Origin of the sequence: Streptococcus parasanguinis, from assembly GCF_001578955.1 — a bacterium.
GTDB lineage: Bacteria > Bacillota > Bacilli > Lactobacillales > Streptococcaceae > Streptococcus > Streptococcus parasanguinis_U.
The window spans coordinates 172,229-178,712 of record NZ_KQ969690.1 but is presented as its reverse complement, the minus strand read 5'-3'; the positions used below and the strand labels follow the sequence as shown (position 1 = coordinate 178,712).

The window sequence follows — 6,484 nt, the reverse complement described above, 5'->3', positions numbered from 1 at the left end:
ATCCACAGACGCCCTCTGTATCTTGAATTAGTCTTGTAACTTCGTAGAAGTTCGCTGACGTCCGTACTCACCTAAGGAAAGTTTTTAGTATAAGTTTGTCTTCAATCTGAAAGTTTAGAAACTTGGTTTCCAAACTTTTTATGTTGTAGCTAAGCGTTGAATGGCTTCTCGATAGATTTCCATCGCAGCATAGAGATCGTCAATTTTTGCTCGTTCATTGGCTTGGTGCTCAGTCTGCTCTGCACCTGGGAAAAGAGCCCCAAAAGCAACACAATTTTCCATGGTACGCGCAAATGTCGCACCACCAGAAGACATAGCTGGCGTCTTATCACCAGTTTCTTCCTGATAGACGGCCATCAAAGAGCTGACTAAAGAACTATCCAAAGGAACATATAAAGGAGCCAAATAATCAAACTCTTCATATTCCAACTGATAACTAGCTGCAATTTCTTGCAAACGAGCTACCAAGGCATCCTTGTCTGCTAAGACGGGAATCCGGATATCAATCCCGATTTCCGATTGTTCTTGATCGATCACAAGGGTCGCAAGATTAAAAGAAAGATCCCCACTAGGTTCATCTGTAATTCTGCCAAATAAAGCTTCTCCCGTTGCATCCTCACCAACAGCATCTGCTATAAAGAGCAAGGCTGGATGGGGTTGGATGAGGGATAAACTTTCCGCTAAACCGACAATAGCATTCACTCCTTCGGCTGCATCTTTAGAGTGTTTCGAAACACCCAAAACCGTTACAGAATCTGCTGTTTGGCTATACTGAACCCCACTTTGATCCAAAACAGGAAGCAACTCCTCCAAACGATGACCAGCATAGGTCGCCTTGTCTGGAACAACATTGAGGGCCTGTCCAGCCTGTAAGGGAAGATCATCCCAACCTGGACCATGCAATTTCACTTGTAATAAGCCTTTTTCAGCATAGGTTAAGGGGAAAGAGGAATCTGGTGCAAATCCTAAATCTGCTTGCTCTTCGATTTGATTGTAGCGGTTCATACAGCGCCACAAGGTTTCTTCATCCGTCCCAAAGATAAAGCGAATTCGTTTGGTAAACTGGATGCCATCATCCAGCAAACTCTTGACAGCGTAAAGAGCAGCGAGGGACGGACCCTTATCATCCTGCACACCACGACCCACTAAATAATCACCGACAATGGTCGCTTCAAAAGGTGGCGTTTGCCAATCTTTTAGATCACCGGCTGGAACAACATCCAAGTGACAAAGAACGGCCAGGAGTTCTTCCCCCTGACCGATCTCTGCATATCCATAGTATCCTTCAGGATCTATATATGTTTGAAAACCTAATTCCTGAGCAAGCTCTAAGGTTTTTTCTAGGACATCTTGGATAGCTTGTCCAAACGGTGTTCCATTTTCCCCTTCGTTTAATACTGAGGGGTAAGAAATGATGGTTTGAAGCGAGTTTAAAAACTGCTCTTTTACATCGTTCTTTATTCTATTTTTCATGAAACACCTACTTTATTCTATTGCAAGAATGGAACCACAGTTCCTAGTAGAAGAAGGGCAATGGTGATCACAACAATCGCTACGACCAATTTACCCATGAATTTCCACCATGCACTCAAGTCAACACGTCCAAGAGCAAGAGCTCCCATTACGATACCTGAAGTTGGTGCGATCAAGTTCAAGACACCAGATGCAGATTGGTAAGCTGTGACAATCAAGCTACCTGGTACATTGACGAATTTACCAAGAGGTGCCATGATACCCATTGTTGCACTGGCAAGACCAGATGATGATGGGATCAAGAATGACATTGGCAAGTAGAAAATGTAAGTCAAGACAATGAACAATTGAGATGAAAGACCTTTCAGTCCTTCTTCACCCCAGTGAAGAATTGTCGCAGTGATCATACCGTCGTTCATGATGACTTGGATACCACGTGCTACTGCTACGATAAGAGCAACACTCAAGAGGTCAGCTGCACCATTCATGAAGGATGAAATGATTTTATCTTCTTTCAAGCCATAAATGATACCAACGAGGATTCCCATGAAGGCAAAGAGCATAGCTGTTTGAGGGAAGTACCATGTACCAAGAGCATCTGTGTTACCGATCAATTGACCAAGTACTGGAATTTTATGGAGAGATTCGTTGAAGGTTTCAAAGAATTTAATACCCAAATCTTTGAATGGGATAAATCCAGAAACCATGATAACGAATGTTGAGATGAAGACGACCAAGACACGTTTTTGTTTCTTGTTCATTTGTGAAGGAATTTCTTCGCCACTATCAACATTGAAGTGTTTCAAATCTTCTTCACGAGTTGCATAGGTGAGAGATTTGGTTGGGTCTTTTTGAACCTTATCTGCATAACGGTATACATAGTAGGTGCTAAGTCCTGTCAATACGATCCAGAAGATCACACGAAGTAAGAGACCTGAAGCACTTGAGATACCTGCAGTATCAGATGCGATAACTGTCGCAAATGGGTTCAATGTTGACGCCAAACATCCGATTTGTGATCCTAAAAGGATAATGGCTACCCCTGTCAAGCTGTCAAAACCAACGGACATCATAACAGGTACAAGAAGTGGATAGAAGGCCATGGTTTCTTCACCCATACCATAAGTTGTACCACCAAGGGCAAACAATGGCATCAAGATCAAAATCAACATTTTTTCGCGGCCTTTGTATTTACGAACGATAGAAGCAATCCCTACATCAAGGGTACCTGTTTCATTCACAACACCAAGGAAACCACCGACCATCAAGATGAAGAAGGCTACATCAATCGCTGCACTGGTTGGTGCTTTACCAAGCATGGCATTGATTGGGGCCATCAAAACATCCCAAATTCCTTGAGGATGTGCTTTTACAGATTCATAACTACCTGCAATGATAGCACCTGCATCGTCAACCTTGTATTGACCAGCTGGAATAATCCAAGTTAACACTGCCATAATAGCAATGATAATTAACAATACGGAAAAAGATGAAGGCATCTTAAATCCTTTTTTTGTTTTTTCACTCATTTGTCTTCCTCCTAACGCAACAAAGTGTGAGTGATGTTTTACAAGAGTCTCTTGTAAAACGCTTTCCTATAGACTTATTCTATCACAATAAGCTTTAAAATACTAGTTTTTTCCTAATTTTTCATTAGTCTTTTTGGATGATTGTTCCACTTTCAGACTCAATCAAAGCTCCCAGGTTTTCAAGTGATGTAATAACTGCTTTTCCTTCTGGGCGACCATTTACAAAGGCAATGGCAGCTTCCACTTTAGGAAGCATGCTTCCTGGTGCAAATTGGTCTTGTTTGATATATTCTTCCAATTGAGCCACATTAACATGTTCCAATTTTGCTTGGTCTGGTTTGTTGTAGTTCACAAAGACATAATCGACACCAGTCAAGACGATGAAGAGGTCTGCTTCTACTAATTCAGCCAAACGTTGAGATGCGAAGTCTTTATCGATGACAGCTTCAACACCAGATAGGCTACCATCTGCTTCTTTCACAACTGGGATACCGCCACCACCGGCTGCCACAACGACTTGACCGTCGTTCAACAAAGTACGGATGGTATTGATTTCTTTGATATCCACTGGTTTTGGTGAAGCAACAACTTTACGCCAGCCACGACCAGCATCTTCTTTGAAAGTTGCTCCAGATTTTTCAGCTTCTGCTTTTGCTTCTTCTTCTGAGTAGAATGGACCGATTGGTTTGCTGAGGTTAACGAAAGCTGGGTCGTTCTTATCAACAACGACTTGTGTCACAACAGAAGCCACATCTTTTTCGATTCCTTCTTCATGAAGAGCATTTTGAAGAGCATTTTGAAGCCAGTAGCCAATGCTTCCTTCGGTCATAGCAACTAATGAATCAAGTGGGAAAGCAGGGTTCTTTTCAGAGTTTGCTGCCAAGTGTTGGAGCAAGAGGTTCCCTACTTGAGGACCATTTCCGTGAGTGATGATCAACTCATCCCCATTTTTGATTAATTTTACTAAGTGTTTTGCTGTTTCTACAAGTGCTTCTTGTTGAGCTTTTGCAGAAGGATCAGATGAAAGGATAGCGTTTCCTCCCAAAGCAACGACGATTTTTCTTGACATAGGTTTTCCCTTTCTATAAAAAATAGGGGCAGGACTAAAGCTAGCAGTCCAGCCCCTATAGCTGTTGGTATACGGTTATAAAGTCTTAAACTTTTGGAATGTACAAGTTACCAAGAGTAGCTGCCATCACCGCTTTGATTGTGTGCATACGGTTTTCAGCTTGGTCAAAGTGACGAGCATATTTGCTACGGAACACTTCGTCAGTAACTTCCATTTCTTCTACGCCGAATTTTTCAGCAACATCTTTACCATAAACAGTGTTTGTGTCGTGGAAAGCTGGCAAGCAGTGCAAGAAGATCAAGTCTTCGTTATCAGCTTTCTTAACCAATTCCATGTTTACTTGGTAAGGTTTCAAAAGGGCAACGCGTTCTGCAAATTTGTCTTCTTCACCCATAGATACCCAAACGTCAGTGTAAAGTACATCTGCACCTTTCACAGCTTCGTCAGCATCTTCAGTGATCAAGATATGAGCGCCACTTTCTTTTGCGAATCCTTCTGCCAATTCAACAATTTCTTGTTCTGGGAAGAGTTCTTTTGGTGAGAAGATGTGTACGTTCACACCAAGGATAGCACCTGTTACAAGAAGGCTGTTTGCAACGTTGTTACGTCCGTCACCACAGTACACAAGTGTCAAACCTTCAAGGCGTCCAAAGTTTTCTTGAACAGTCAAGTAGTCTGCAAGCATTTGAGTTGGGTGCCATTCGTCAGTCAAACCATTCCATACTGGAACACCTGAGAATTCAGCCAATTCTTCAACCATACGTTGGCTGAAACCACGGAATTCAATACCATCAAACATACGTCCAAGAACTTTAGCAGTATCTTCTGTAGATTCTTTTTTACCAAGCTGGATGTCGTTTGCACCAAGGTATTCTGGGTGAGCACCAAGGTCGATGGCTGCAGTAGTGAAGGCTGCACGAGTACGAGTTGAAGTTTTTTCAAACAAAAGCGCAATGTTTTTACCAGCTAGGTAGCGGTGGTCAATGTTGCGTTTTTTAAGATCTTTCAAGTGAGCTGAAAGTCCGATAAGGTATTCTAACTCTGCACGTGTAAAGTCTTTTTCTGCTAAAAAGCTACGTCCTTGGAATACTGAAGTTGTCATTAATTATCTCCTTTTATTATGCATGATAAGATCCTGTCAATCAGTTTAGAGGGCTCAGTTTAGACACTGAGCCCGTCTAACCTGTAGAAGGATGATTAGATTTCTTCACGTTCGAATGGCATTGACATACAACGAGGTCCACCACGACCGCGAACCAATTCACTTCCGCGGATCTTGATCAAACGAAGTCCGTATTCTTCTAATTTCTTGTTGGTAACAGTGTTACGGTCGTATACAACTACCACACCAGGTGCGATTGTAAGAGTATTTGATCCGTCGTTCCATTGTTCACGCGCAGCAGCAACGATATTGCCATCTCCACATGGAATCAAAGTAACTTTTTCTACACCAAGGTTTTCAGCAAGCAATTCAGCCAAATCACCTTTTTCTTCAACGATCTTCAATTGTTCGTTTTCATAAGTTACAGAGAAGACGCGAAGGTTACCTTGGATTTCAGGGTGGATTGTGAATTTATCGTAGTCCACCATTGTGAATACTGTATCCAAGTGCATGAATTTACGGTTGTTAGCAAATTCGAAGGCCAATACTTTCTTGAAGCCAACGTTCTTCTTGAAGATGTTTACCAACAATTTTTCGATTGATGCAGCATCTGTACGTTGTGAGATACCAACTGCCAATACATCTTTAGAAAGTACCAACTCATCTCCACCTTCGATACGAGTATCTTCTTCACGGTTGTAGACAAGTTCAACTTTTCCACCGTAAACTGGGTGGTATTTGAAGATGTATTTACCATACAAAGTTTCACGGTTACGTGTATCTGCGTACATGTGGTTCAATGATACTGCATTACCAATTGTAGCAAATGGGTCACGTGTGAAGTACAAGTTTGGCATTGGGTCGATTGCAAATGGATAGTCAGATTCAACAAGGTCTGTCAATCCTTTTGCTTCTTCAGGAATTTCTGGAAGTTCAGCTTTTTGAACCCCTGCCATTGTTTTTTCAACCAACTCTTGGTTGTCTTCAATGCTGTGAAGCAATTCACGGATCGCAACTTTTGTTTGGCGTCCACGAATGTTTGCTTCTTCAAGGTATTCTTCGATGAACTGATCACGAATTTCTGGAGAAGTCAATGATTCAGCAGCCAACTGTTCAAGATAAAGTACTTCGATACCTTCGTTACGAAGTGCTTCAGCAAATGCGTCGTGTTCTTTTTGAGCATCTTCCAAGAAAGGAATATCATCAAAAAGAAGACGTTCAAGATAGTCAGGCATCAAGTTTTCCAACTCTTTACCTGGACGGTGCAAACAAACTTTTTTCAGTTTTCCAATTTCTGAGAAAACATGAATT

General features: G+C 41.8%; 5 protein-coding genes. All 5 read right to left on the bottom strand.

From position 1 onward, the window contains the following. Positions 1-138: 138 nt before the first annotated feature. The 5 genes from SPADD19_RS04670 to arcA all read right to left on the bottom strand — a co-directional run bounded on the left by SPADD19_RS04670 (position 139) and on the right by arcA (position 6,483). Entirely contained in the window at positions 139-1,473 is a 1,335-nt protein-coding gene (locus tag SPADD19_RS04670) for a dipeptidase (protein ID WP_061455369.1), read from the bottom strand. Between the two features lie 17 nt (positions 1,474-1,490). Beyond that, positions 1,491-3,002, bottom strand: coding sequence for a YfcC family protein (locus tag SPADD19_RS04665; protein WP_061455368.1), 1,512 nt, complete (start codon positions 3,000-3,002; stop codon positions 1,491-1,493). A 124-nt stretch (positions 3,003-3,126) separates the two neighbouring features. Continuing rightward, on the bottom strand, positions 3,127-4,071 hold the full coding sequence (gene arcC / locus SPADD19_RS04660; protein ID WP_061455367.1) for a carbamate kinase: 945 nt from the start codon (positions 4,069-4,071) through the stop codon (positions 3,127-3,129). A gap of 85 nt (positions 4,072-4,156) precedes the next feature. Continuing rightward, positions 4,157-5,173, bottom strand: coding sequence for an ornithine carbamoyltransferase (argF, locus tag SPADD19_RS04655; RefSeq protein ID WP_006596657.1), 1,017 nt, complete (start codon positions 5,171-5,173; stop codon positions 4,157-4,159). Positions 5,174-5,268: 95 nt separating this feature from the next. Then, entirely contained in the window at positions 5,269-6,483 is a 1,215-nt protein-coding gene (gene arcA, locus SPADD19_RS04650) for an arginine deiminase (protein WP_128861582.1), read from the bottom strand. Between the last annotated feature and the right edge of the window lies 1 nt (position 6,484).